This window comes from Pseudotabrizicola sediminis, assembly GCF_004745575.1.
GTDB lineage: Bacteria > Pseudomonadota > Alphaproteobacteria > Rhodobacterales > Rhodobacteraceae > Pseudotabrizicola > Pseudotabrizicola sediminis.
Map to the genome: position 1 here is coordinate 63,857 of NZ_RPEM01000012.1, position 25,195 is coordinate 89,051.

The 25,195-nt window shown below is 65.7% G+C and carries 28 protein-coding genes; 21 read left to right on the forward strand and 7 right to left on the reverse strand.

The features are described from left to right. Positions 1-99: 99 nt before the first annotated feature. Complete coding sequence (locus EEB11_RS15915) at positions 100-1,320, reverse strand: MFS transporter (RefSeq protein WP_135433080.1); 1,221 nt, start codon at positions 1,318-1,320, stop codon at positions 100-102. 151 nt (positions 1,321-1,471) lie between these two features. Here EEB11_RS15915 and EEB11_RS15920 point away from each other — a divergent pair, with 151 nt between their 5' ends. From EEB11_RS15920 to EEB11_RS15930, 3 genes are all read left to right on the forward strand, one after another. Continuing rightward, the gene (locus EEB11_RS15920; RefSeq protein ID WP_135433010.1) at positions 1,472-2,515 is read left to right on the forward strand and encodes an aldo/keto reductase; all 1,044 of its coding nucleotides are present in this window, start codon (positions 1,472-1,474) and stop codon (positions 2,513-2,515) included. An 88-nt stretch (positions 2,516-2,603) separates the two neighbouring features. Continuing rightward, positions 2,604-3,137, forward strand: coding sequence for a hypothetical protein (locus EEB11_RS15925; RefSeq protein ID WP_135433012.1), 534 nt, complete (start codon positions 2,604-2,606; stop codon positions 3,135-3,137). Further along, complete coding sequence (locus tag EEB11_RS15930; RefSeq protein WP_245298944.1) at positions 3,125-3,655, forward strand: lipocalin family protein; 531 nt, start codon at positions 3,125-3,127, stop codon at positions 3,653-3,655. The genes EEB11_RS15925 and EEB11_RS15930 overlap by 13 nt, the downstream gene beginning before the upstream one ends. Here EEB11_RS15930 and EEB11_RS15935 read toward each other — a convergent pair. Continuing rightward, entirely contained in the window at positions 3,652-4,500 is an 849-nt protein-coding gene (locus EEB11_RS15935) for a helix-turn-helix domain-containing protein (RefSeq protein ID WP_135433014.1), read from the reverse strand. The two genes, EEB11_RS15930 and EEB11_RS15935, sit on opposite strands and share 4 nt — an antisense overlap. Positions 4,501-4,617: 117 nt before the next feature. Here EEB11_RS15935 and EEB11_RS15940 point away from each other — a divergent pair, with 117 nt between their 5' ends. Further along, positions 4,618-5,598 (forward strand): fatty acid desaturase, encoded by a 981-nt coding sequence (locus EEB11_RS15940; protein WP_245298945.1) that lies wholly within the window; start codon positions 4,618-4,620, stop codon positions 5,596-5,598. On the opposite strand, the gene EEB11_RS15945 is transcribed toward EEB11_RS15940, so the two are convergent. Both EEB11_RS15945 and EEB11_RS15950 read right to left on the reverse strand, forming a co-directional pair. Beyond that, positions 5,538-6,179 (reverse strand): NUDIX hydrolase, encoded by a 642-nt coding sequence (locus EEB11_RS15945; RefSeq protein WP_435531116.1) that lies wholly within the window; start codon positions 6,177-6,179, stop codon positions 5,538-5,540. The two genes, EEB11_RS15940 and EEB11_RS15945, sit on opposite strands and share 61 nt — an antisense overlap. Further along, complete coding sequence (locus EEB11_RS15950) at positions 6,148-6,573, reverse strand: DUF983 domain-containing protein (RefSeq protein ID WP_135433016.1); 426 nt, start codon at positions 6,571-6,573, stop codon at positions 6,148-6,150. Before EEB11_RS15950 ends, EEB11_RS15945 begins: the two co-directional genes overlap by 32 nt. 227 nt (positions 6,574-6,800) lie before the next feature. Between EEB11_RS15950 and EEB11_RS15955 the strand changes: the two genes are divergently transcribed. The 4 genes from EEB11_RS15955 to EEB11_RS15970 all read left to right on the forward strand — a co-directional run bounded on the left by EEB11_RS15955 (position 6,801) and on the right by EEB11_RS15970 (position 8,908). Next, a complete protein-coding gene (locus tag EEB11_RS15955; RefSeq protein WP_135433018.1) occupies positions 6,801-7,340 on the forward strand; it encodes an EF-hand domain-containing protein in 540 nt (179 codons plus the stop codon). Between the two features lie 77 nt (positions 7,341-7,417). Next, positions 7,418-8,017, forward strand: coding sequence for an RNA polymerase sigma factor (locus EEB11_RS15960; protein ID WP_135433020.1), 600 nt, complete (start codon positions 7,418-7,420; stop codon positions 8,015-8,017). Continuing rightward, positions 8,001-8,381 (forward strand): dihydroorotate dehydrogenase, encoded by a 381-nt coding sequence (locus tag EEB11_RS15965; RefSeq protein WP_135433022.1) that lies wholly within the window; start codon positions 8,001-8,003, stop codon positions 8,379-8,381. Before EEB11_RS15960 ends, EEB11_RS15965 begins: the two co-directional genes overlap by 17 nt. Then, entirely contained in the window at positions 8,378-8,908 is a 531-nt protein-coding gene (locus EEB11_RS15970; protein WP_135433024.1) for a periplasmic heavy metal sensor, read from the forward strand. Before EEB11_RS15965 ends, EEB11_RS15970 begins: the two co-directional genes overlap by 4 nt. A gap of 19 nt (positions 8,909-8,927) precedes the next feature. Here the strand turns inward: EEB11_RS15970 and EEB11_RS15975 are convergent, their stop codons facing one another. Then, complete coding sequence (locus EEB11_RS15975; protein ID WP_135433026.1) at positions 8,928-10,325, reverse strand: diguanylate cyclase; 1,398 nt, start codon at positions 10,323-10,325, stop codon at positions 8,928-8,930. 139 nt (positions 10,326-10,464) lie between these two features. Between EEB11_RS15975 and EEB11_RS15980 the strand changes: the two genes are divergently transcribed. From EEB11_RS15980 to EEB11_RS16025, 11 genes are all read left to right on the forward strand, one after another. Continuing rightward, positions 10,465-10,746, forward strand: a complete 282-nt coding sequence (locus EEB11_RS15980; protein ID WP_135433028.1) for a DUF3572 domain-containing protein — start codon at positions 10,465-10,467, stop codon at positions 10,744-10,746. Between the two features lie 25 nt (positions 10,747-10,771). Continuing rightward, on the forward strand, positions 10,772-11,464 hold the full coding sequence (locus EEB11_RS15985; RefSeq protein WP_135433030.1) for an HAD family hydrolase: 693 nt from the start codon (positions 10,772-10,774) through the stop codon (positions 11,462-11,464). 94 nt (positions 11,465-11,558) lie between these two features. Next, positions 11,559-13,115, forward strand: coding sequence for a trimethylamine methyltransferase family protein (locus EEB11_RS15990; protein ID WP_135433032.1), 1,557 nt, complete (start codon positions 11,559-11,561; stop codon positions 13,113-13,115). 152 nt (positions 13,116-13,267) lie between these two features. Next, positions 13,268-13,405, forward strand: a complete 138-nt coding sequence (locus EEB11_RS20045; protein WP_245298946.1) for a hypothetical protein — start codon at positions 13,268-13,270, stop codon at positions 13,403-13,405. Between the two features lie 6 nt (positions 13,406-13,411). Continuing rightward, positions 13,412-13,975, forward strand: coding sequence for a MotA/TolQ/ExbB proton channel family protein (locus EEB11_RS15995; protein WP_245298947.1), 564 nt, complete (start codon positions 13,412-13,414; stop codon positions 13,973-13,975). Beyond that, complete coding sequence (locus EEB11_RS16000; protein ID WP_135433034.1) at positions 13,972-14,394, forward strand: ExbD/TolR family protein; 423 nt, start codon at positions 13,972-13,974, stop codon at positions 14,392-14,394. Before EEB11_RS15995 ends, EEB11_RS16000 begins: the two co-directional genes overlap by 4 nt. Beyond that, complete coding sequence (locus EEB11_RS16005) at positions 14,391-15,275, forward strand: energy transducer TonB (RefSeq protein WP_135433036.1); 885 nt, start codon at positions 14,391-14,393, stop codon at positions 15,273-15,275. The genes EEB11_RS16000 and EEB11_RS16005 overlap by 4 nt, the downstream gene beginning before the upstream one ends. 58 nt (positions 15,276-15,333) lie before the next feature. After that, complete coding sequence (locus EEB11_RS16010; RefSeq protein WP_135433038.1) at positions 15,334-16,449, forward strand: ATP-binding protein; 1,116 nt, start codon at positions 15,334-15,336, stop codon at positions 16,447-16,449. Then, positions 16,446-17,738, forward strand: a complete 1,293-nt coding sequence (locus EEB11_RS16015) for a vWA domain-containing protein (RefSeq protein ID WP_280950283.1) — start codon at positions 16,446-16,448, stop codon at positions 17,736-17,738. The genes EEB11_RS16010 and EEB11_RS16015 overlap by 4 nt, the downstream gene beginning before the upstream one ends. Positions 17,739-17,808: 70 nt before the next feature. After that, positions 17,809-18,840 (forward strand): hydroxyacid dehydrogenase, encoded by a 1,032-nt coding sequence (locus EEB11_RS16020; protein ID WP_135433042.1) that lies wholly within the window; start codon positions 17,809-17,811, stop codon positions 18,838-18,840. A gap of 78 nt (positions 18,841-18,918) precedes the next feature. Beyond that, positions 18,919-20,892, forward strand: a complete 1,974-nt coding sequence (locus tag EEB11_RS16025) for an AsmA family protein (protein ID WP_135433044.1) — start codon at positions 18,919-18,921, stop codon at positions 20,890-20,892. Between the two features lie 43 nt (positions 20,893-20,935). Here EEB11_RS16025 and EEB11_RS16030 read toward each other — a convergent pair whose 3' ends face one another. Further along, positions 20,936-21,904, reverse strand: coding sequence for a cytochrome-c peroxidase (locus EEB11_RS16030; protein ID WP_135433046.1), 969 nt, complete (start codon positions 21,902-21,904; stop codon positions 20,936-20,938). A 131-nt stretch (positions 21,905-22,035) separates the two neighbouring features. Next, a complete protein-coding gene (locus tag EEB11_RS16035; RefSeq protein ID WP_135433048.1) occupies positions 22,036-22,641 on the reverse strand; it encodes a GcrA family cell cycle regulator in 606 nt (201 codons plus the stop codon). A gap of 346 nt (positions 22,642-22,987) precedes the next feature. On the opposite strand from EEB11_RS16035, the gene EEB11_RS16040 reads away from it, so the two are divergent. Both EEB11_RS16040 and argF read left to right on the forward strand, forming a co-directional pair. After that, positions 22,988-24,166: an aspartate aminotransferase family protein gene (locus EEB11_RS16040; protein WP_135433050.1), complete on the forward strand. Its 1,179-nt coding sequence runs from the start codon at positions 22,988-22,990 to the stop codon at positions 24,164-24,166. A gap of 80 nt (positions 24,167-24,246) precedes the next feature. Continuing rightward, positions 24,247-25,173, forward strand: coding sequence for an ornithine carbamoyltransferase (gene argF, locus EEB11_RS16045; protein WP_135433052.1), 927 nt, complete (start codon positions 24,247-24,249; stop codon positions 25,171-25,173). Positions 25,174-25,195 lie beyond the last annotated feature (22 nt).

The window sequence follows — 25,195 nt, forward strand, 5'->3', positions numbered from 1 at the left end:
TAGCGCAAGCAGCAGCGCCTTGCCAGAGGATGCGCCGGGGGGGCACCTCGGCAAATTGAATATTTTGAAAGCAGCAGTCCGGGCAAGGCTGCACTCCTGTCAGCGGTCGCGGCGGCCCCGGAGCAGCCTGCCGATCAGGAAGGATGTGCGCGGCTCGTAGGTATAGGGGGTGCGCGCATCGGGGGCAGGGCGGGCGCGCATCCGCGCAAGGCCAAACAGAACCAGCGCGAGATTGGCGACCGCGATCATGGCGAACATGGCCGGGGGGCCAAAACGGTCGATCAGCAGCGCCGCGATCAGGGGGCTGGCGATCGCACCGACCGCGTAAAGAAACATCAGCGCGGCAGACAGTTCCACCCGCTCCATCTGGGTGGCATAGTCATGCGCATGCGCGGTCGAGACGGAATAGACCGGCATGGTGACAAAGCCAAACGCCCCGACGGCAAGGAAGATCGCCACGATGCCATGGCCCGCCGCCAGCACGGTTGCGCCGCAGGCAGCCGCGGCGGCGACCGACAGACCGATCAGCACCGTGCGGCGGTCAAACCGGTCGGCCAGCCAGCCGATGGGGTATTGCGCAAAGGCCCCGCCCAGCACGTAAGCCGCCAGAAACAGCGCGATCTGGTCGGCGCGTAGCCCTACCTCGGTGCCGTAAAGCGGCCCCACCATGCGGAACGCGGCCCCCGTTACGCCTGACACCACCACCCCCGCAGAGGCCAGCGGCGACAGCCGCCATGCCAGCCCGGGCCGGAGGCGGGGGGCTTCGGGCATTTCGGGCGCTTCTGCCTTGCTGAGCGTCATCGGAAAGATCGCAAGGCAACACAGCAAGGCCAGTATGTTGTAGGACAGATAGCTTGCAGGCTCCAGCACGCCGATCATAAGCTGCGCGCCAAGGCTGCCCACGATATCGACCACGCGGTAGACACCCATCGCGCGGCCGCGGGTTTCATTGGTGACCTTGGCCTGCAACCACGCCTCGATGATCGTGTAGCACCCCGCCACCGCCAGCCCCGAGGTCAGCCGCATCAGTGCCCAGGCATAGGGATCGACCACCATCATATGCGCCAATATTCCCAGCGTTCCGGCAGCGGTCATGGCTGCAAAGGCGCGGGAATGCCCGACGCTGCCCATCAGACGTGGCGCCCACCAGCAGCCGATGAAAAAGCCGAAGAAATGCGCTGACCCCAGCAAGCCGATCTGCGACGTGCTGAACCCCAGCTGGACGCCGGATATCGCGTCCAATGGGGCAACCCCGCCAAGTCCCAGCTGCAACAGCACGACCGACAGGAACAGGGCGGCAAAGGAAATCAGCAGGCGCATGGCGGCAGCAAAGACGCTTTGCCCGGCAGAGTAAAGAGGCCCCAACACCGGAACCCGCGCAAAGGACCGGCGCGGTGACGCTTGGCCTTGCCATGCCGGGCAGGGCCGTTAGGTTGCCTGGCAAGTAACGAAAGAGCGAAAAGGGCAGGCAATGGAACGGGTTCAACTGGGGCAGAGCGGGATCGAAGTGTCAAAGCTGTGCCTTGGCACGATGACATGGGGCAGCCAGAACACCGAGGCCGAAAGCCATGCTCAGGCCGATCTGGCCATAGACCATGGCGTGACCTTCTGGGACACGGCAGAAATGTATCCGACCAATCCGGTGCGGGCCGAAACGGTGGGGAACACCGAAACCATTATTGGCACCTGGCTGGCGCAGCGCGGCGGGCGGTCGCGACTGCAGATTGCCACCAAGATCACCGGTGCGGGCCACGCGGCGGTGCGGGACGGTGCACCGATCACCGGGGCAGCGATGCGCGCGGCGGTCGACGACAGTTTGCGCCGGTTGCAGACCGACTACATTGACCTCTATCAGCTGCACTGGCCGAACCGGGGCAGCTATCACTTTCGCCAGTCCTGGCGTTTTGCCCCGCAGGTGACCGACCGGACCGAGGTTGAGGCCGATATGCTGGACGTGCTGCGCACGGCCGCAGAGTTGATCGCGCAAGGCAAGATCCGCGCTATCGGCCTGTCAAACGAAAGCACCTGGGGCGCCGCGCTGTGGCTGCATCTGGCGCAGGTCCATAACCTGCCGCGCATGATGTCGGTGCAGAACGAGTATTCGCTGCTGTGCCGCCAGTTCGACACCGACTGGTGCGAGCTGAGCATGGTCGAGGATATGCCGCTTCTGGCGTTTTCGCCGCTGGCGGCGGGGTTGCTCAGCGGCAAATATGCGGGCGATGTCGTGCCCGATGGCACACGGCGCAGCTTTACCCCCGATCTGGGCGGGCGGATCAACCCGCAGGTGTTTCCCGCCGTGGCGACCTATCTGGGCATTGCCGCGACGCATGGGCTGGACCCGTGCCAGATGGCCATTGCCTTTTGCCGGTCGCGCCCGTTTCCCTGCATTCCGATCATCGGGGCGACCTCGGTGAAGCAGCTGGCGACCAACATCGGTGCGGCGGATGTCATCCTGTCTGACGCGGTGCTGGCCGATATCGCCATTGCCCACCGCCTGCACCCGGCCCCGTATTGAGCGGGGGCGGGGCGCTGTGGGGCAGGGGGCTTGCGCCCGGCACGGGAAGCGCGCCATCTGTGGCCAGTTCTGCCGTCCTAGGGGGCCCATGCGTCTGCACCTGATCCTGCCCGTTGTCATGATGCCGGTTTTGCTGGGGCTGGCGGGCTGTCAGGCCCTGCCGGGGTTGAAACGCGGCAGCGACGCGCCGGCAGTGGCGCAGCAAAGCCCGATCACCGGCGGCGCGATCACAGTCACCTCGCTGGATGGTCCGGCGTCAGAGGCCGCTCAGGCGGAAGCGGCACCGCTGTCGCCCGTGCCAGACAGCATGCCAGAGCCTGAGCAGTCCGGCACGCAAGATGCCGTGCCGGCCGTGGCGGAACCCGTTGCCCCCGCCGTCGTCAAATCCGTTTCCCATCTGGCCTGCGAAGCGCGCGGCGGCATATGGAGCCTGGCGGGTGGCGGCACGGCGGCGTTTTGCCAGACCCCTACACGCGATGCAGGGAAATCCTGCAAAGCGGCGACCGATTGCACCGGCTATTGCCTGTCACAATCTGGCACATGTGCCCCGGTTACGCCGATGCTGGGCTGTCATGACATCCTCGACGAACAGGGAAGGATGCTGACCCAATGCATCAATTAATGCGCGGCCCTGCCCGGATCAGCGCGCGTCTGGTCACCGGCTTGCTCTGTCTGATGCTTGCCGCCTGCGCACCCACACCCACACCGCAGACTGCGCCCTATCGTACGGCAAACGCGCCGATCTGGTCGAACGCGCAATTCGACCCGGGCAGGATCGTGGGCCAATGGCGGCAATCGGCGGCGTTCGGGCCTGTGGGCGGATGCTCTGCTGGTGGGGCCGATATCGGCGGGGATGCATCTGCTCTGACCATCAGTGCCCGGCTGTGCCTGTCGGGGCAGGATGTGCAGCTGTCCGGGCCGATGCCGGGCACCGGACCGGGACGGTTCCGGGTGGATGGGCAGGAGTGGTGGGTGATCTGGGTCGATACCGATTACCGCACTCTTGCCATCGGCACACCTTCGGGGGCCTTCGGGTTCATCCTCAACCGGGGCGGGGCTTTGCCGCCCGACCGCTTTCGCGCCGCGCGTGAGATCTTTGATTTCAACGGCTATGACACCCGGTTTCTGCAAGCCTTTTAGGCGACCCGCGACCGCAGGCTGCGCAGATGCGCGGGCAGGTCACGCGCGCTGACCGACGCTTCGCGCACCAGCCAGTCGAAATGGCGGGTAAAACTGTCTACCCGCGTGGAATCGCGGAAGGCCAAATGGTGCCGCCCCAGATAGAGCACCGCCAGCAGTGGCCCGAACACAGTGATCGGCGCGGAAAACACCCGTCGCGCATCGAACAATGTGACCCGCAGCGCCGGATACAACGCCTCGGTCAGGTCGATCATCCGGTCGATCTGCTCCAGCCGCAGGGCGGCGGGTAGGCCGGAGTAATATCCGGTACCGGTGGAAAATGCCAAAAGCGCGTGCTGCGGCAGGGCAATCTCGTAATCCGACCGTGCGCCGCGCATCCAAGCCAGCCGGTCTTCGAACGCGCCGATCGCCTGTTCCGCCGACCGGCCCAGTTGCGGCGCATATTCCCAGTCCACCATGGCCCGCGTCTTCAGCATATCTGGCAAGGTGGCGGGCACATGGCGGATCTTGTAGCCCGCCGCCTCTTTGTGCCAGCCAAAGATCGCCTCGTCGATCAGCGCGCGCGGGGCTTGCGTTTCGGTCAGTTGCATGGCCAGCAGATCGGCCATCGGCTCGGGCCGGCCCGACAACCCCAGCAGCCAGTCGGCCGACACCCCCAGCGCCATCGCGCAATCGGCGGCCAGCTGGGCGTTGGGCATCCGTTTGTCCGACACCAGCAATTGGCTGATGGTAGACCGGTCCACGCCACACGCCCGCGCCAACGCCGCCTGAGAAAGCCTGCGCTCTGCCATCGCCTCGGCCAGCCGGGTCCGGAACAGCGCCGCGCGGATACGTTTGTCGATCATAGCCAGCCTTTGGTGATTAAACACAACGAAGGTGAGTTTATGGTGCGTATCCTTGGCATTTTCAGGCTGTGGGGCAAGTGATACTCGCAAAACGGTTATCATTGACGGAACACACCCTTGGCGCTTGGCGACCCCGTTCAGACCGACCGCACCCTCATAGCCATCGAATGGCCCACCCTTGCCGTTTTGGCGGCGACCTATGTGCTTTGGGCATTGGGCACCACCATTCTTTACACCCTGTCGCCGGTGCTGGGGGTGATCGTGACCGCGGTTGCCATCACGCAATACTCCTCCTTGCAGCATGAGGCGCTGCACGGCCACCCGTTCCCGCATGCGCGGTGGAACGAGGTGCTGGTCTTTCCGGCACTTTACCCATCCGTGCCCTATCGCCGGTTTCGCAGCACGCATCTGGCGCATCACCATGATCCGGTCCTGACCGATCCCTATGATGACCCGGAATCGAATTACCTTGATCCCGTCGTCTGGGCCCGGCTGCCGCACTGGCTGCACGCGGTGCTGCGCGCCAACAACACCTTGCTGGGGCGCATGATCATCGGCCCGGTGCTGGGCAATCTGATCTGGCTGCGGTCCGAGGCACGGCTCTTGCGCCGTGACCGGGCGGTACAGCGCGACTGGCTGCTGCACCTGGGCGGGCTGGCACTGCTGGTGCTGTGGCTGGTGCCGGCACCGATGGGCTGGGTGGGATATCTGATCGCCTTCTACATCGCGGCGGCGCTGCTGAAGATCCGCACCTTTCTGGAACACCGCGCGCACGACGCCCACCGCGCCCGCACGGTGATCGTCGAAGACCGTGGCCCGCTGGCTCTGCTGTTTTTGAACAACAACTTGCATGTTGTTCACCACATGCACCCGCAGGTGCCGTGGTACCGGCTGCCCGCGATGTATGCAGCCAGCCGCAATCATTACCTGCGCCGCAATGACGGGTATAGCTACCGATCCTACGCCCAGATCTTCGCCCGCCATTTCCTGCGCGCCAAAGACCCGGTGCCGCATCCGCTGATGGTTGCCGACGCGGCCTATACGATGCGGCGAAACGCCGGGGATGTGCCCGAGTTGTCAAAAAAAGGCACGCCCTGATCGGGCGCGCCGCGCAAGGTGGCCGTCACCTCGGCCAGCACCACCTCGGTGATGAAGGGCAGATCCAGCGCGCGGGCCTGATCCAGCCCGATCCAGTGCAGGTGCGACAGTTCATCCTCTGCCGCGCTGAAATCATCCTGGGGTCCGGCCAGATGCGCCGCATCGGCCAGAAAGAACCGCGCGTCAAAGCGCCGGGTCCGCCCCGGCGGCGTGATGGCGCGGAACACAAAGCGCAGGGCAGGGGCATCTGTCGGGGGGAGTACCAGCCCGGTTTCTTCCTGCAATTCGCGCAAGGCAGCCCCCGCCAGCGCTGACGGGCAGGGTGCCTCCGGCCCGCAGAAGGCGCGCAGCCGGTCGGCACAAGGCGCTGCCATTGGCAACGGATCCGCCGCATCACCCGGATCGACCGCTCCGCCCGGAAACACGTATTTCGACGGCATGAAAACCGCCGCTGCCCCGCGCATGCCCATCAGCACCTGCGCGCCTGAGGGTGCGGCACGCCACAGGATGACCGTTGATGCGGCCCGGATCACAGGCTCGGGGGCGGCATCAGTCGTCATCGCGCGCATTGCCAAACCCATGCATCCGCCGCGACCACTGGATTGCCACAATGACGCCCTTCAGCCGGGGCAGCAGATACAGTGATAGCGCCACCGTGCCGACCGAAAATACCGTTGCCAGCACCAGTGGATCGGGGCGATACGCCGTGAATGCATACAGAATCAGCGGCGCCATCAGGTGGCCGACAATCAGAATGGTCAGATAGGCCGGACCATCATCGGCGCGGTGGTGGTGAAACGCCTCACCGCAGACCGGGCAGGTTTCGCGCACCTTGAGGTAGCTGCGCAACATCTGGCCCGCGCCGCAGTTCGGACAGCGTCTGCGCCAGCCACGCAGCATCGCCGGGCGCAGCGCCCGCTCTTCCTGAAATGCCGGCCCGGTGTCGGGCGCGGCGGGACCTGTCAACTCTGGCATGGCAATCCGATGTCTGCGTTGATCAGGGCCACCTGGCCCGGGCCCCTTGATCTATTGTTACTCCAGACCCGTGCACAGCGGAAAGCCCCGTCGCCCGCCCCGCCGCCCCGATGTGCGCCTTTGTCGCAAGCCCGCAACAATCTGCGACGGAACGGCGCGGACCCGGCGTTTCACTGTCACAAGGCCCCGAACAACGCAGTGGGCCGGTCTGAAAAAGGATGTGACCAATGATCGACAAGACAAAAATCGTGGGTGCTTCGCTGGTGGCACTGGCCATTGCCCTGACCGCCGGGGCCGCCATGGCCGACCGGGGCGACCGCGTGGGCGGCATGGTTGACCAGATGGGTGAAATGGGTGGCGCGTTTGATTTCGCGGCTATGGACGCTGATGGCGATGGCAAGGTCACGCAGGCTGAAATTGACGCCTTCCGCGCCGCACAAACCGCCGCGATCGACACTGATGGCGATGGCCTGCTGAGCGCCGAGGAAATCGCCGCCATGCACATCCGCGCGGCAACGAAGCGCGCAAATGACCGTGCCGCCCGGATGATCGAACGGCTGGACACCGATGGCGACGGCAAACTGTCGGCGGCGGAAATGATGGCCCGCCCGATGCCTGCGCGCATGTTCGAACGGCTTGATGCCGATAACGACGGCGCAATCACCGAAGCCGAAATCGCTGCCACCAAAGAGCGTATGGGTGAACGGCGCGGCGGCCGGCATGGCGATCAGCACCGTGGTCCGCATGGTCCGCGCGGCAACAACTGATCCTGATCCGCTTTGGGGGGGCATGCGCAGGCATGGCCCTTCCGGCGCAGGGCGAAAGCCGATAAGCCAGCGACAGGATGGACATGCCACGCGACGCCGCCGCAGCCCCGCTCTCGGACGAGGCGCTTCTGGTTCTCTATGCGAATGGAGATCCCGGGGCCGCACGTCTGCTGACCCAGCGTCTGGCCCCGCGCGCCTTTGGCCATGCGCAGCGCCTTCTGGGCGACCGGGCCGAAGCCGAGGATGTGGCACAAGAAGCGCTGTTGCGCCTGTGGCGCATCGCCCGCGACTGGCGGCAGGGCGAGGCGCAGGTCACCACCTGGCTGTTCCGTGTGGTGGCCAATCTGGCGACCGACCGGCTGCGCGCCCGCACGCGGCGGCGGGCCGCTCCGCTGAACGATGCGCCCGAACCCGCCAGCGATCAGCCGGCCGTGGTGCAGACCATGATCGAGGCCGACCGCATGGCCGCGTTGCAGGCCGCACTTGCACAGCTGCCCGACCGGCAACGCCAAGCGGTCGTGCTGCGCCACATCGAAGGGCTTGCCAACCCGCAGATCGCCGCGATCATGGAGATCGGGGTCGAGGCGGTGGAAAGCCTGACCGCGCGGGGCAAACGCGCATTGTCCGCCCTTCTGGCGGGGCGGCGAGAGGATCTGGGATATGAAGACGCAGACTGAAAAGACATCCGAGCCTGATCTGGACGCTCTGTTTGCGCAGGCGCGGGCCCATCCGCCCGCGACAGAGGATGCCTTCATGGCGCGGGTGCTGGCCGATGCAAGCGCACTGCAACCGCGCGCGGATGTGCGTCCAGTGCCCCGCACCAGACCGCGCTCCGGTCTGTGGGCCAGACTGGCCGCTGCCCTTGGCGGGGCGCTGGCGGTGGCGGGGGTTGGCACTGCCGCGATGGCCGGGCTGGTGATCGGCTATGTTCAGCCCGAACCGATGGTCAGCCTTGCCGGAAGCATCGGCTTTGGCATGACCGAAAGCCTTGACCTGTTGTCCGGATTTGACGCGCTATTGACCGAGGATGTGTCGCAATGACCGACCTGCCGCCCCCCGTTTCACCACTCCCCGCTTCCCGCCCTGCGGGCCGTGGGCTCAAGCTGCTGCTGGCGGTCTCGCTTGCCCTGAACCTTGCGGTGGCCGGTACATTTGCAGGCGTGGCCCTGCGCGGCCACGATCCCGACCGTCCCCCTCCCGCAGCCGTGCGCGACCTGACCTTCGGCCCTTTCACCGAGGCGCTGACACGTGAGCAGCGCCGCGCCATGCTGCGCGGCTTTGCCGAGCGGGGGCCGGGCCTGCGCGAAATGCGGGCGCAGATTCGCACCGATTTCGACGCGGTTCTGGCCGCCCTGCGCGCAACACCCTTTGACGCAGCGGCGTTTCAGGCAGCAATAGCGCAGCAGAACACGCGGTTCACCGCACGGGCCGAATCCGGGCGCGAGGCGCTTGTGGGGCTGGTGCTGCAGATGTCCGATCCCGAGCGGGCCGCGTTTCTGGAAAGGCTAAAACAGGTTTTGGACCGTGGGGGCAGGAAAGGCCGGGAGGGCGCGCCACGCGGCGACTGACCCTTCAGATCACCGCGGCTCAGGCCGCAGTGCGCGCCAGCGTCACCTGATTGCGCCCCGCCCGCTTTGAGGCCAGCAGGGCCTGATCCGCCCGCCCGATCAAGGCATCGACCGAATCCGCCACGGCATTCGGGCTGCCGTTTTCCGCGCATTGCGACATCGCAAGGCCGATCGACACGGTGACTTTCAGCGCCCCCCCACCTGCCACCAGAATTGGCCGCTGCTCCACTTCGAGGCACAGGCGGCGCGCAACGGATTGCGCTTCATCCGTGGTTGTCAGGGGCATGGCGATCAGAAATTCCTCGCCGCCGATCCGCGCCAGCAGATCATCGGCCCGCAGACTGCACCCCAGCCGGTGACCGACCTCGATCAGGACATCGTCGCCGACAGCATGGCCGTACTTGTCATTCACCGCCTTGAACCGGTCGATATCCGCCACCATTACCGCCAGCGGCCGACCGTCCCTTTGACTGCGCGCCGCCATGACCATCATCCGCGCCGAAGCGTAGCGGCGGTTGAATAATCCGGTCAGCGGATCAATCATCGCCAGCCGCAGGCCGTCCTGCACCTGTTCGCGCCGCAGATCGGCCCGCCGCTTGCTGCGCAGCACCGCCCGCAGCCGCAGCGCAATTTCCGGAAGCGTCATGCCGGTGTTCAGAATGTCATTCGCGCCCAGATCAAGGGCCATGATCATATGGCTTTGCACCGCCGCCCCGGCTATCAGGCAGATTCCAGCATGCCGCGTTGCGGCCCGGCTTCGCAGATCAGACAGCAGACGCAGCCCACGTTCTGACTGCAGATAGTCGACATCAATCAGATAGATATCGGGTGCGCGCGTCGCCGGTTGGGCGTCAGACAGGACCGTGTCATGTGTCAGTACCGAAATCGTGTCGCGCATCAGCGGGCTCAGATCCTCGCGCAGTTTCATAGCCCTCTGCGGCCACTCTGTCACGAGGGCCAGATGACCGGGCTGCTGGAATTCTGCCTCTGGCTCGGCCATGCCGAACAGCCCGCTGTCATGGCCATCTGTCAGATCGGCCAGATCTTGACGGCTGCGAAGCAGATTGCGCAGGCGCGCCATCATCAAATCGTCATCATAGGGTTTTACGAAAACATCATCTGCCCCGGCCTCCAACGCGGCAAGCCGGTCTTCCAATGCGGTCGAGGCAGACATCACAATGACCGGAACATCGCGGGTGACAGGATCATTGCGCAGTTCGCGCAGCACATCAAAGCCCGGCAGATCGGGCAGCATCAGATCAAGCAGAATCAGGTCAGGCACGCATATGCGCGCCATCCGCAGACCTTCCAGGCCGCCGCAGGCGAGGATCGGATGATATGAGGCCGCGACAAGTTTGACCTTCAGGACAATCCTGTTCGTCGCCACGTCATCTATGATGAGAATCCTGCCGTCCATGTCGCTCCGCCTGAAACGATTTTATGGCGTCAATATATCCTACCACTTGGTTAAGAAATCCTTGAAAAAGCAATACTGGTTTTCATTCACTTAGCCTAAAACACCATATAGTTTGGTAGAAATCATCAGGAACACCGGTTTGTCCCAGCAAGAATCCGCCGAAACACTGGCTTTGCAGGCTCTGGCCTGGCTGGCTGGTCACGAAGAGTTGCTGCCGGTCTTCATGGGCTCTACCGGGCTTTCTTCAGACGAACTGGGCAGCCGCGCGACGGAACCGGAGTTTCTGGGCTCGGTGCTGGACTTTCTGCTGATGGATGATGCGTGGATTGTGGCCTTTTGCGATGCCGCCGGCCTGCGCTATGACGCGCCGATGCGGGCCCGCGCCGCCCTTCCCGGGGGCGAGGCGCTGCATTGGACATGACACCTAAAGGCAAAGGACCGGCAGCATGATTGACGGCGTGATCTTCGACAAGGACGGCACATTGTTCGATTTCCGCCGCAGCTGGGGCGGCTGGGCCGAAACGCTGCTGCAGACCTTGGCCCGCGATGCGCAGCATGCAACGGTCATGGCCCGCGCCATCGGGTATGACATGCCCACGAAAACCTTCGCGCCCGACAGCCCGGTGATTGCGGCCACCGCCGCCGACATTGCCGCAGCCCTTGCCCCGCATCTGCCCGGCCAGACCGAGGCCGGGATCGCGCAGCAGATCAATGCCGCCGCCGCCCATGCAGTGATGGTGCCCGCCGTGCCGCTGCGTCCGCTGCTCGAATCCCTGCGCGCCAGCGGGCTGCGCATCGGACTTGCCACCAATGACACCGAAGTGCCGGCCCGCGCGCATCTGGCCGCGCATGACCTGACCGAGCTGTTCGATTTCATCGCCGGTTACGATTCCGGTCACGGCGCCAAGCCCGGCCCCGGCATGTGTCTGGCCTTTGCACGCCAGACCGGGCTGAATCCGGCCCGTATCGCCATGGTGGGCGACAGCCTGCATGATCTGCATGCCGGGCGCGCGGCGGGCATGGTGTGCATCGCTGTTCTGACCGGCATTGCCACCGAAGATGATCTTGCCCCGCATGCCGACGTGGTTTTGCCCGATATCGGGGCGCTGACCGGCTGGCTGGCCCGGCACGCGGCCTGAAAACGACGCATTCACGTCGCCGGTGAATGGCGCGCCCTGTCCTGCTTTCGTCCATCCTGCCATCACGCGGCCCGGACGGGCCAAAGGAGGCGGGATGACTGACGTTCAGGATCGCAAACGCCGGGCCGGAGGCCGGGCCGGCAACAAGGCCCGCGCGGGGTCTGCCGTGATCGACCAGATGCCCTGGCGCATCCCGGTCAACCCCGACCGCCCGACTGAGCCGCTGGATGCAGATGGCGTCCAGCGCATACATCGGGGTGCCATGACCATCCTGTCCGACATCGGCATCGAATTCCTGAACCCCGAAGCGGCAGAGATCCTGCGCAGGGCAGGCTGCATCGTCACCGGCACCAATGTCCGCATGGATGAGTCGTTCGTGATGGAAATGCTGACCCATGCGCCGGACAGCTTTGCCATCTCCCCGCGCAACGTTGCGCGGCGGGTGATCATGGGCGGCAAGCATATGTTGTTCGGCAATGTCTCCTCGCCGCCCAACGCCTGGGATCTGGAACGCGGCAAACGCTCGGGCGATATGGCAACGTTTCGCGAATTCACCAAACTGACCCAGTATTTCAACTGCATCCACCTGAATGGCGGCTATCCGGTGGAGCCGGTCGATGTGCATGCAAGCGTGCGGCATCTGGACTGTCTGCATGACCAGCTGACCCTGACCGACAAGGTGGTGCACGCCTATTCGCTGGGGGCAGAGCGGGTCGAGGATGTGATGGAGATGGTGCGCATCGCCGCTGGTCTGTCGCCATCGGAGTTCGACGCCAGCCCGCGCATGTTCACCAATATCAACTCGGTCAGCCCGTTGAAGCATGATTACCCCATGCTGGACGGTGCCATGCGCATGGCCCGGCGCGGCCAGCCGGTGATCGTGACCCCCTTCACGCTGGCGGGGGCGATGGCACCCGTCACCATGGCGGGCGCGGTGGCGCTGAGCCTTGCCGAAGCATTGGCTGCCATTGCCCTGCTGCAATACATCGCCCCCGGCTGCCCGGTTGCAATCGGCACCTTTACCAGCAACGTTGACATGAAATCTGGTGCCCCCGCCTTTGGCACACCGGAATACATGCGGGCGACGCAAATGACCGGTCAGTTGGTGCGGTTCTACGGCCTGCCGCTGCGGTCCTCGGGCGTTTGTGCGGCAAACGTGCCCGATGGCCAGTCGATGTGGGAAACATCGAACAGCCTTTGGGCCGCCGTGCAGTCGCGCACCAACCTTGTCTATCACGCGGCGGGCTGGCTGGAGGGCGGGCTGATCGCGTCGCCTGAGAAATTCGTGATGGATTGCGAAGTGCTGCAGATGATCCAGCGCTACTTTGAGGAGGCAACCTTCGCCACGAGCCCCGATGACATCGCCCTTGATGCCATCCGCGAGGTGGGGGCGGGCGGCCATTACTTCGGCTGCCAGCACACGCAAGACCGCTATCAGACCGCGTTCTACGCCCCCTTCGCCAGCGACTGGCGCAATTATGAGGCGTGGCAGGCGGACGGCAGCCATTGGACCCCGGAACGCGCCCACCGGATCTACAAACAGATCCTGGCTGAATTCGAACCGCCTGACATGGACCACACCGCCCGCGAAGAACTGACCCGGTTCGTCGCCCGCCGCAAGCAAGAGGGCGGCGCGCCGACCGATTTCTGATGTGCCCTTGCACCCGCCCTTGCTGGGCGGGCTATGATGCAAAGCAGAAAAAACCCAATTGAATCCACCGGCGGAATGACCGATGCGAGGGCGCAGACCGGGCAGGCATACCTCTCACCCAGATCCGTCTTAACCAGACCAAGTGAGACGCCATGGAAAACCAGGCCGCCACAGCAGCATTGCCGTTTTCGCAGTCTCTCGGGGAGATGCTCAGCTTCATCGCAATGGGCGGCCCTGCCATGTGGGCCATTGCGGTGCTGTCGGTGCTGACCGTAGCGCTGATCCTGTAGAAGGTGATGCGCCTGCTGTCCTTTGGCGCATGGTCGGGCGGCGGCCACACCGCCCGCGCGCTGGAGATGTGGGCGGCGGGCCAGACCGATGCGGCGATGGCGGCACTGGCTAACCGGCAGTCACTCCGCGCCCGTCTGGCGCTTGCCGCGATGCAATCCGCGACGAACCCCGCGCTGGACCAGGCCGGGGCCGAGGCGGAAACCGGCCGCGTCGCGCGCAGCCTGCTGGCGCGGGCCCGCACCGGATTGCGCGGGCTGGAACTGGCCGCCACCATCGGCCCGCTTTTGGGTCTTCTGGGCACAGTCACCGGCATGATCGCCGCCTTTCAGGCCTTGCAAGAGGCCGGGCCGCGCGCCGACCCGGCCGCTCTTGCCGGTGGCATCTGGGAGGCGATTCTGACCACCGCCGCCGGGATGGCGGCGGCGATCCCGGCCTCGGTCGCGCTGACATGGTTTGAAAGCGTGGTCGACGGCTTGCGCCGTGACATGGAGGATTCGGCGACCCGCATCCTGCACGGTGCGCGTGCGGTGCCCGACATTGGCCACACTGTCCGCCGCGCCGCCGAATGATCTCCTTTGCGACAGACCGTCCGCGCAGGCGGCCCAACCTGAAGCCGATGATCAACGTGGTCTTCCTGCTGCTGATCTTCTTCCTGATCTCTGCCCGGCTGACCCCGCCCGAACCCTTTGCCGTCACCCCGCCCGAAGCCCAGGCCGAGGTCGAGGCGCAGGGCGATTTCACCCTGTTCATCAGCGCCAAGGGCCAGCTTGGCTGTCGTGACCTGCTGGATGATCCGGCCCTTGCCGCCATTGAAGCTGCCCGCACCGGCCACTGCGCCGTCACCGATTGCGCGACAGATCCGACGCGTCTGACCCTGCGCGCAGATACCGCCCTGCCAGCGGCGCGTCTGGCGCAGATCCTGCCGCGCCTCGTCCCGCTTGGCTTCGCGCAGATCGAACTGGTGGCCCAACCGGGGTCAATGCCATGAGCGCGCGTCTGCAAGCCGGTCTGGCCATCGCCCTGGCCCTTTTTCTGCATGTCGCGCTCTTTGCCATCCGCACGCCGCAGGCGGGGGCGATGCCTGCCGGGGCAGCGGGCACGGGTCTCGTCTCGCTGCAAGCCGCCGATGCCACGCTGGCAGACCTGATCACCGAATGGGACCGCCCGCCCACGCCGGACCCCGAACCGGTGGCCGAACTGACCCCGCCCGTTCGGCCCGACACGTTCGCCCCGCTGACCCCGGTTGCAGAACCTGCGCCGCCCCAAATGCCTGCGCCCCAAGCCGTGGCCCTGCCGCAAATGGCCGAGGCCCCGCTGCGCGCTGATGTCAGCCTGCCGCCACCCCCTGAACCGAAACCAGAGCTGGAACCGGTGCCCGAGCTACGGCCCAAACCCAGACCGGTTGATCTTGCCAAACCCGACCCCGCGCCAAAGCCAGAGGCCGAGGCACCGAAAGCCGCAGCAAAACCCGCTCCCCAAACACCTTCTGCCGGGCAGGCCGCGCAACGCGCCGCAGGCAGCGGCGGCGGGGCGCAGGCCGGTGACAGCGGCAGCGCACAGGCGGCCACAAGGTCCGCGGCGCAGCAAAACGATCTCAAGGCCAGCTGGGGGGCCACCATCCGGAGCCGGATCGAGCGGCGAAAATCCTATCCCACCGCTGCCCGCGGGGCCGCTGGCACCGTCACCGTGCGGCTGACCGTCAGCCGCTCCGGCACGCTTACGGGGGTGGGCATCACCAATTCCTCCGGCAATGCGGCGCTCGATCAGGCGGCTGTGCGGGCGGTGCAGTCGGCCCGCTTGCCCGCTGCCCCGGTGGGCCTGACCGATGCCAGCTATTCCTTCAGCTTGCCAATGACCTTCCAGCGCTGAGCACGCGCGCTTGCCGGAGCCCGCCGCCCCCCTATGTCTGCACAAAGGGGGAAAGATCATGTCCGTCAACACCATGCCGGTCACCACCGGCGAGGCCGCAGCCGTGCTCTGGCACGGGTGGCAGACGCAAGTGGCAGGCGGCCTCACTGCATCATGGATGCTGCACGGCCGCCCCGGTATCGGCAAGACCGAGATTGTGCAGGCCCTTGCCACCCGCATCGGTGCTCGGCTGTTCGACCTGCGTCTGACCACGATCGAGCCGCAGGATCTGCGCGGGCTGCCGTATTACGACCACGCCGCACAACGCACCGTCTGGTATCGCCCCGAAGACCTGCCCGATGATCCTGCCCAGCCTTCGGTTCTGTTTCTGGACGAACTGACTGCCGCTCCCCCGGCACTGCAACCCACGGTCTATGGCCTGCTGCAGGAACGTCGGATCGGGCGGCACCTGCTGCCCGACAACTGCTTTGTGGTCGCCGCTGGCAACGGGCCGGAGGATGGGGCCATCGCCTATGAGATGGGCACCGCCCTGTCCGACCGGCTGATCCACCTGTCGCTGCGCGCCACAGCGCAGGACTGGGTGGAAAACTACGCCTTGCCACAACGCCTGCACCCCGCCATCCCCGCCTTCCTGCGCGCCCGGCCAGACCTGCTGGAAACCACCGCAGACACTCTGCAACGTGGCCAGCTGATCGCCTGCACCCCGCGGTCTTGGGCGCGGGTCAGCGCGATTGTGCACTCAGTCCCTGACCGCCGCCTGCGCGACGTGATGATCGCGGGCACTGTGGGAGAGGCCCCGGCGGCGGAATTCGCGCTGGTGCTGGCCGATATCGCCGCCAGCGTGAGGGTGGATGAGATGATCGCGGCCCGGCCCGATGATCGCTGGCCGCTCTATCCTGCATCCTTGCACGGACTGACCGCGCTGACCTATGCGCTGATCGGTGCTGCCGAAGACACCACGATAACCCCTGTCATCGCGTTGATGGCGGGCGTCGGCCAGCTGCACCACCACCGCGACGACCCCACCCTGCGCGCCCTGCCATTGGCAGAACTTTGCACCCATGGGTTCGAGCTGTTGCTGCAAAAGGCGTTGGCGCGGGGGTGGGAGGGGGCCTTTGCCGCTTCACCCGACTGGCAGGACTATGCCAAAGCCCGCGCCACGGCTGGGCGGTGATACCGTCAGGCCCCCATTCCGAGCGGGCAAGACCCGCACTGGTGCGGCTGGCCAGTGATGACCCGGCAATGGGGGCGCTTTCCCTATGGTGCGCGCATCGCGATACAGTGGATGGCCCCCCGGCGCGGACGACCGGCACCATCATCCTCTACGGTCCGGGGTTCGAGACCCTTGCACCGCATGAACAGGCGGGCCTCGCAGCGCACCATATTTTGCATGTTGCGCTGCGCCATGGGCCCCGCATGGGTGCAATGGCCGCCCGGCTGGGGCAGGGTTTTGACGAGGCGCTCTACGGTATCGCCGCCGATGCGCTGATCAACGATGCCCTGCTGGCCGCCCACTATGCGCTGCCGCGCCCCGCCCTCACCCTGCGCGACCTGCTGGAACAGGCGCTGGGGCTGCCCTACACCGCTGCCTCCCTGACGGAATGGGATGTCGACCGGCTTTACCTGCGCCTGACCGATCCGGGCGAAGGCAAGCGCAAGGGCAAAGGGCCGAAAGGGCAGGGCGGCGACAGCCCGACGCCCGCCGACCTTGCGCACCAACTGGCGCAGCGCGCGGGCTTCGCCCCCGACCTCGCCCGCGCCACCCCCGATGCCGACAGCCCCGATAGCACCGATCAGGCCGCGCTCTGGCGTCAGCACTTGACCCGGGCGCTGGAGGCGGGGCGCACGGCCGGGCGCGGCATCGGTGTCTTCGGCCACCGCCTCGCCGACCTCGCCCCGCCGCGAACACCGTGGGAACATGTGCTGCGCCGCCTGATGATGCGCGCCCTGCTGCCCGGCCTGATGCAGACCCACCACCGCCCGGCGCGGGACTGGATTGCCGCCGAGGCCCTTGCCCGCAGCACCGGTGCCCCCACCCCCGGTTTCCGCCCTGGCACCCGAAGGTCTGTCGATGTGCCGCGCGTGGCACTTGCCATCGACGCCTCCGGTTCGGTCGAAGGCCCGCTCTTGCAGCGTTTTTTGTCCGAGGTCACCGGCGTCGCCCGCCGCGTTGCCGCCGAAATCCACCTGATCGCCTTTGATGATGCGGTCCGCTGGCAAACCCGGCTGGACCCGGTCCGCTGGCAAAGCCAGATTGGGGGCCTGGACTGGCCGCGCGGCGGTGGCACCGATTTTGCCCCACCGCTTGCGGCAGCCACGGCGCTGAACGCCTCGGTTGTGGTGGTGCTGACCGATCTTGACGGCCCGTTCGGCCCCCCGCCGCGCGCCCTGCCGGTGATCTGGGGCCTGCGGGGCGACGCACCCGCGCCGCCTTTCGGTCAGGTTCTGTCCTTGGCCCATTAGGCCGCGCGTTCAAGGGCCTTGCGGTTTCACCCCGGTCGCGAAAAGGTGTGCCAAAAGGGGAGGAAAGAGCATGCAAGACCCGGAACGGCCCTTGGTGCTGTGCTGCCCGTTGCCGCGCACGCTGGAGCTGATTTTCACGCCCGCGCGGCTGGCAGAGTTGCGGGCACGCTACCAGTTGGTTGAAACCACGGATGAAGCGCTGCCGGGCCTGCCCGATGCGGTGCTGGCGCAGGCGCGCTATATCATCGGGCAGCCACCGCTGGATGCGGGCACCTTGGTGCGGCTGAGCAGCCTGCGCTGTATTTTCAATGTGGAATCCAACCTGATCAACAACATGCCCTATGATCAGGTGTTTGCGCGCGGCATCCATGTGGTGACCACGGGCGCGGTGTTTGCCGAACCCGTGGCCGAGATCGGGCTGGGCTTTGCCCTGTCGCTTTTGCGCAACATCCACGGGGCCGATGCCGATTTCCGCGCCGGGCTTGAGGCCTGGGGCGGGGCGGGCAATGCGGGCGCGCGGCTGCTGACCGGGGCAGATGTCGGGATCATCGGCTTTGGTGATCTGGGCCGGGCCGTTGCGCGGGTGCTGCAGGGTTTTCGCCCCCGGCTGCGTATTCACGACCCTTGGCTGCCAGAGGCGCGGATCATCGAGGCGGGGGCAGAGCCCGCATCGCTTGATCAGCTGATGGCGGGGTCTGATGTGGTGTTCGTCACCGCTGCGGTTACATCAGAAAACCGGGGGTTTCTGGGGGCCGATGCCTTTGCCTCGATGCGGGCAGGCGCGGCCTTCATCCTGCTCAGCCGCGCCGATGTGGTGGATTTTCCGGCGCTGATGGCGGCAGTTGCCTCGGGGCACATCCGGGCCGCGTCGGACGTGTTTTCCGACGAGCCGCTGGCCGCCGATCACCCGGTGCGTCGCCTGCCGGGGTTCCTGTTGTCGGCGCACCGGGCGGGGGCGCTGGATGTGGCATTCCAGCGGATGGGCGAGATGGTCTGGCAGGATCTGGCGCTGCTTGACAAGGGTCTGCCGCCCAATCTGTGCAAACGGGCCGAGCGGGAAACCGTGGCCCGCATGCGATCACGCCCGGTGAGCGTGAACTGAGACGACCTGCCGATCTGGTTGCAAGGCGGGGGCATGGGCGCGTAGAATCGCAGCAAATCCGTAGGGAAGGCCGTTGTCATGCGTTGGGTGATCCGCTCTGTTCTGGCCTTGTCCTTGCTGGTGTTCCTTGCGGTCGCCGCCGTGGTGATGATCCCATCAGACCGGATCGCGGCCCTCGCAGTCGAGCGCTTTGCCGAAGTGACCGGGCGCCGGCTGGTGATCGAAGGCGCGGTGCGGCCCACGTTCTTTCCCACGCTTGGGGTGCAGACCGGGCCAGTCACGGTGTCGAATGCCGATTGGGGCGTTGAGGGCGACATGCTGCGCGCCGAAGGCCTGAGCATCTCGCTGGATATGGCGGCGCTGATCGGCGGCGATGTCCGGATCACCGGCATTTCGGCGCAGGGCTTGCAACTTGCCCTGGAACGGGCGCGTGACGGGCGCGAAAACTGGGTGTTCGGCGGCGCAGGCGGTGGCAGCGCAGCACCCGGGATGGCCGGTGAGGGCACGCCGTTCACGCTAGATCTGGCCAAGGTGACCGATGGTCGCGTTACTTATGTCGATCACGGCTCGGGGCGCAGGGTGGTGCTGACCGCGCTCTCTGGCGAAGCGCGGATACCGGATTTTCAGGGACCGGCCGATATCTCTTTTAATGCAATTTTGAATGGTCAGCCCTTCGAGTCCGGTCTGAAAATTGCACAATTCGCACCTTTTCTGGATGGCAGGCCGGTCGGGCTTGAGCTGGAGCTTACCACAGGGGACGCCGCCCTCCGGCTTGCGGGGCGCGGGGGGTGGCAGCCCTTTGGCATTGAGGGCGATCTGACCGCCACGCTGGGGGACTTGTCTGCCAGTACCCGGCTGGCGGGCGTGGACCGGCCCGCCCTGCCGCCGGGGCTTGGTGCCGGGCGGGTGGATGTGACTGGGCAACTGACGCTGACCGATGCGGGGTCGGTGCATCTGCGCGGCGGCGCACTTCGCCTTGATGACAACCGGTTGCGGCTGGATGCCGACCTGACGACAGCAGGCGACCGGCCCAACCTGTCGGCGCAGGTGTCTGCTGGGGCCTTGTCTCTGGCGACCGTCATCGGGGGCACTGCGGGCGGCGGCGGGGGCGGCAGGGCCGCGCCAGACGGCTGGTCAACCGCCCCCATCGACGTCTCGGCACTTGCCCTGATCGATGCCTCGATTGCCCTGACAGCGGACAGCGTCGATCTGGGCACGCTGCGGCTGGGCACCACGCGGGTTGTCACCACGATTGACCGCGCCCGTGCCGTGTTCGATCTGCGCCAGATTGCGGCCTATCAGGGCAATGTCAGCGGGCAGTTCGTGATCAACGGCCGCTCTGGCCTGTCGGTGGGCGGCGATCTGGCGCTGGCCGGTCTGGCGATGCAGCCGCTTTTGTCGGATCTTGGCGATTATGACCGGCTGATCGGCACGGGTGACCTGCGGCTGAAATTCCTTGGCGTCGGCGGGTCGGTTGATGCGATCATGCGCAGCCTGTCGGGGTCAGGCAGCCTCAGCCTCGGCAAAGGCGAATTGCGCGGCCTTGATGTCGCGGGCATGCTGCGCACGCTGGATGCGGGCTATGTCGGCGAAGGGCAGCGGACGATTTTCGACACCGTCACCGGAAGTTTCGGAATCGCGAACGGCATCCTTTCAAACAACGATCTCTCTTTCCGCGCGCCATACGTCACCGCCACAGGGAGCGGCGCGGTCAACCTTGGTGCGCGCACGCTGGATTACCGCCTGCGGCCCGTGGCCCTTGCGGCGGTCGATGGCACCGGCGGCGTGATGGTGCCCTTGCTGATCACCGGTCCCTGGGCCAGCCCGCGGTTCCGGCTTGATCTGGAGGCGCTGGCCCGCGAACGCTTTGAGGATCAGGCGAAAGAGGCCGAGGCGCGGGCAAAGGCCGAGCTGGAGCGCCGGGCCGAGCAAGAGCTGGGCATTCAGCGTCAGGACGGCGAAAGCCTGGAAGACGCCGCGCGCCGCCGCGCGGAGGAAGCAATTAATGCCGAGGCGGGGCGGCTGTTCCAGCGTTTGCTGGGCGGCAACTGAAACAGGCGGCCCGAAGGCCGCCTGTACTGTCATCCGCTGCGGCTTACTTCACCTCTGACGAAGGGCGCGGCGTCTCTGCCGTCTCTGCGGGCAGCACCGGCAGGGTAACCGGCGGCAACGTGCCGGTCAGACTGTCCAGAAACGCCACAAGCTGCACTGTTTCCTCGGGTGCCAATTGCGCTCCCAGCTGGCTTTCGGCCATGACCTCGACCACAACTGCCAGATCCCAGACCTTGCCCGAATGGAAATAGGGTGCGGTCAGCGCGACATTGCGCAGTGGCGAGGCGCGGAACACATATTCGTCATCCACCGTGGCGGTGACGGCAAAGCGCCCCTTGTCGCCCGGAGGCAGGATCTCTGCCCCGGGTTTCTCGATCAGGCCAAAGGGATAGTAACCATGCCCGCCAATGTTGCCCCCCGAGTGGCATGACGAACATCCCTTGTCCATGAACAGGGTCAGCCCGGCCTTGGCCTTTGCGGTCATCGCGTTGTCGTCACCGTTCAACCAGGCATCGAACGGTGCCGGGGTGATCAGCGTGGCCTCAAACGCCTCGATCGCCTTGGCCATGTTGTCGAAGTTCACCGGATCGTCCTCACCCGGAAAGGCGTTGCCGAACCATGCCACATATTGCGGCATGGACTTCAGCGTGACCTCCACCTGCTCGGGCGTATTGGCCATTTCGACACCGGCCTGAATCGGGCCTTTGGCCTGTGCGGCAAGGTCGTCAGCGCGGCCATCCCAGAACTGAGCCTCGTTCAGCACAGTGGGCGAATTGCGTGGCCCCTTTTGCCAGCCGTGGCCGACACTGGTTTCCATGTTGTCATCGCCGCCGGTCGCAAGATTGTGGCAGGACGCACAGGAAAACACGCCCGACGCCGACAGGCGGGGGTCAAAGAACAGCGCTAAAGCTGTCCATTCGCGGTCCATACGCGACACAGGATCGCCCCGCAGGGCTGGGCGATCCTGTACCGATCCTTGACAGCAGACTGCGGAACGGCGGCGTCTTGTCATATCTGCGGCTTTGGCACCCTAGCCTTGCAGCAACGCTTCCGGCGGGGCTGCGCGCCGCAGGAACGTCCTGCATCCGGCAAGGGTCCTTGTCTTACGGCAGAGCGGCGAGTTTTGCCCGCCCCGGCCAATGATCAGCGGCGGCGGTCGCGCCGTGCGCTCATCGGCTGGAAGGCCACGCCGACATGGGCCTCGCAATAGGGTTTTCCGGGCAGGCTGGGCAGGCCGCAGAACCAAAAATCATCGGTGGCCGGGTCGCCGATCGGCCATTTGCAGGTGCGTTCTGTCAGTTCCATCAGCGTCAGGCGCTTGGCGTGCTTTTCCACCTCGCGTACCGAGGCAAGAACTTCGGGGCTGATCTCATTGGCGGAAGGCTGCGGCGGCAGCGGCTGGCCCGCCGGGATGATCGCCTTGCGGATCGGCAAGGGCGTCACATTCGACGGGGCAGCAGGCGCGGCAGCAGGGCGCTCGGGGGCCGGGCGCGGGGCTGCGGCCACCGGTTCGGGCCGCTGCTCGGGCACGGGTCTGGACACGGGTTCGGGCTTGGCCGCCACCACGGGTGCCTCTTCCTCGGCCTCATCCTTGCCGCCGCCCACGCGGTTCGACAGGCCCAGACGGTGCACCTTGCCAATCACCGCGTTGCGCGTGACACCGCCCAGCTCCTTGGCGATCTGGCTGGCCGACTGGCCTTCGGCCCACATCTTCTTGAGCGTTTCAACCCGCTCATCCGTCCAGGACATGGTGATCTCCGCTATTGGGCTGTCGAATGGTCATCTGCCGCGCATACTAACCGCGACGGCACGGGATACAAGCAGGCAGGGCGAAGATCAAGCGGCCCCGGTCACTCGGCCCGCCAGTTTTCCGTTTACAGACCGCACATCTTCGCCTATCGACACCAGATGACCAGACGGCACGCCCTTATCCGACGTCCCCGACGCTTCTGAGCGAATGGTTACGCATGGCCCGGCGCACAGGGCCATTCCCCAGATTGACACCCCCTGCGGTCCCCCGCTACGGCTTGGCTTCCCCCTTCGTTCAGGGAAGACCCATCGTTCCGGTTCCGCCAGACCCCGAAAGGCATGTGCCATGATTTCTGCCGTCCTTCCCACCTACAACCGCGCCCCCCTTGCCTTTGTCTCTGGCAGTGGCAGCTGGCTTATGTCCGAAGACGGCAGCCGATACCTTGACCTGGGGGCGGGCATCGCTGTGAACGCTCTGGGCCATGCCCATCCGGCACTGGTCGAGACGCTGACGGCGCAGGGGCAGAAGCTGTGGCACGTGTCCAACATCTACCGCATCCCGGAACAGGAGCATCTGGCCGAGCTGCTGGTGGACCGCACCTTTGCCGATACGGTGTTCTTCACCAATTCGGGGACCGAGGCGGCTGAGCTGGCGATCAAGATGGCGCGCAAACACCATCATGAGGCGGGCCAGCCCGAACGCACGCAGATCATCGCCGTTGAAGGCGCATTTCATGGCCGGTCGACCGGGGCGATTGCGGCGGCAGGGTCGGAAAAGATGGTCAAGGGCTATGGCCCGCTGATGCCGGGCTTCACGCAAGTGAAATGGGCCGACCACGATGCAATCCGTGCTGCGATCACCGACCAGACCTGCGCGGTGATCATCGAGCCCATTCAGGGTGAGGGCGGCATCCGCGTGGTGCCTGACCAATGCCTGAAAGGCTTGCGCGACCTGTGCGACAGCACCGGCACGCTGTTGATCTTTGATGAAGTGCAATGCGGCATGGGCCGCACCGGTAAGCTTTTTGCGCATGAATGGGCGGGTGTAACGCCGGATATCATGATGGTCGCCAAGGGCATCGGTGGCGGCTTTCCGCTGGGCGCGGTGCTGGCCACCGAACGCGCCGCATCGGGCATGGGTGCGGGCAGCCATGGGTCCACCTATGGCGGCAACCCGTTGGGCTGCGCCATTGGCGCAAAGGTCACCGAAATCGTCTCCGACCCGGCTTTCCTCGATGCAGTCAGCCAGAAGGCAGCGCACTTCCGCCAAGGGCTTGAAGGTCTGGTCGCCAACCACCCACGGGTGTTCGAGGCGGTGCGCGGCCAAGGCCTGATCCTCGGCCTGAAATGCGTGGTGCCCAACACCGATGTGGTGAAGGCCGGGTACAGCCGCCACATCCTCACCGTCGCCGCCGCCGACAATGTGCTGCGCCTGCTGCCCGCGTTGAACATTCCCGAGGCAGACATCACCGAAGCCCTCTCCCGCCTCGACGCCACCGCCACCGATCTCGAAAGCGCGCTCTGATTGGCTTTTTCAGTCCCTGAGTATCCCGGGGGTCCCGGGGGCAGCGCCCCCGGAGATCTCCGCCAAAACAACGAAATGACATGAAACACTTCCTCGATATCCACACCACCGACGCCACCGAACTGCGGTCCATGATCGATTCCGCCCATGCGATGAAATCTGCCCGCTTGGGGCGTCCGCGCGGTGCGCCCGATGATGATCAGCCGCTGGCCGGTCACATGGTGGCGCTGATCTTTGAAAAGCCATCGACCCGCACCCGGGTGTCCTTTGATGTCGGCGTGCGGCAGATGGGCGGGCAGACCATGGTGCTGTCGGGCAAGGAAATGCAGCTGGGCCATGGCGAAACCATCGCCGATACCGCCCGCGTGCTGTCGCGCTATGTCGATCTGATCATGATCCGCACGTTCGAGGAAGCGACGCTGCTGGAGATGGCCGAACACGCCACCGTGCCGGTGATCAACGGCCTGACCAACCGCACGCACCCGTGCCAGATCATGGCCGATGTGATGACCTACGAGGAGTTTCGCGGCCCGATTGCCGGCAAAAAGGTGGTCTGGGCCGGTGACGGCAACAATGTGTGCGCGTCTTTTCTGCACGCTGCCGGGCAGTTCGGCTTTGATTTCACCTTCACCGGGCCGGAAACACTCGACCCGGAGCCGAAGTTCGTCCAGTTCGCCCGCGCCAAAGGCTCGGACGTGCAGATCGAGCGCGATCCGCACACGGCCGTCATGGGTGCCGATCTGGTGGTCACCGATACCTGGGTGTCCATGCACGACCCTGAGTCGGCCAAGGAACGCCGCCACAACCAGTTGCGCGGCTATCAGGTGAACGAGGCGCTGATGGCAAAGGCCAAGCCCGACAGTCTGTTCATGCATTGCCTGCCCGCGCATCGCAACGATGAGGCGAGCAGCGCCGTGATGGACGGCCCGCATTCGGTGATCTTTGACGAGGCGGAAAACCGGCTGCATGCGCAAAAGGCGATCATGCGCTGGTGTCTGGGGAAATAGCGTTTCTTCCGGACCGGGAGGG